At 37.8% G+C, this 1,024-nt stretch carries 2 pseudogenes; both read left to right on the plus strand.

Features of this window, described 5'->3' with window-relative positions:
* Positions 1-329: pseudogene (locus tag VXQ92_RS21290) on the plus strand (hypothetical protein); the annotation flags it as partial.
* A gap of 402 nt (positions 330-731) precedes the next feature.
* Positions 732-1,024: pseudogene (locus tag VXQ92_RS21295) on the plus strand (type VI secretion system tip protein VgrG); the annotation flags it as partial.

A 1,024-nucleotide genomic window follows, 5' to 3' on the forward strand; every position in this document is an offset into this window, starting at 1 on the left:
GTTATATTAATGTGGTGGCATTATTGGCGGTGGCAGAAGAAGAAGTCATTCTTTTTAGCCCACCATTACGACAAGCAACCAAGTTTGTAAATATCGATGTTGAGGGTGGTGGTTATTACCATGTACATGGCGTTTCAACAGATGAAACAGCTGAAGCTGCTGATGATGACCATCAAGATGACCTTTGGTTTGCGTTGGCTCAAGCCATTACCAAAGATGACTATGAAAGCTTGACTCAACTATGTCTTGATTATTGTGCATTGTGGACTGAGTTTTGGGATGCACAAATTGCCGATGTCCAATTTATTGAAGAAAAGAAATTGGCATAAGCTGTTCAGTTCATTCGTAAAAAGCCTGTTGATATTGAACAGGCTTTTTTAATGGTGAAAGCTATGAGTTCTTTAGGGCTTCACCAAAAATATTTCAAATATGAAAACACGGATAGACAACTCAACAATCTCTAAACAGGACCTATAAATCTGCTACAATTACGCCAATTTTTATTTTGATCGACTTTAGATCTTTGGCACTGCAATCTCCGCAGTAGGTGTATTTCATGAGTTTTAAAGATGAGTTAGCGGCACAGGTCGCTGAAGTATTGAGCTTTTTATTTTAGTGTATGGATAGGGTGTCCGACTAGCCATTAACATTGCAATTGATATAAAAAATAGACAGATCTGTACGCATTTTATAAAATATAATCGATTAAGTCTCAATTTATAACAAACGTAATGTTTAATAATATTTCCCAAGTTTTAGAGAGTATAGGTTTTCTCTCACAGCATCGTTCGGTGTATCTCCAGTTTTCAGATGCATCCCTGAATAGTCAGGTTTTTTTACAACGTATAGATGGGCAACATTATCTTAATCAGGGCATGACAGCCGAGCTGATTTGTTTATCAACCAATGCTCATATTCCACTCAAAACATTTATTGGGTTGCAGGTTGCGGTTGATCAGGTCACAGATCAAGGCCAACAGTTTCGTACTACAGGGATTATTACTGGAGCATCACAAGGACAGAG

It is taken from the genome of Acinetobacter sp. 228 (genome assembly GCF_048147885.1).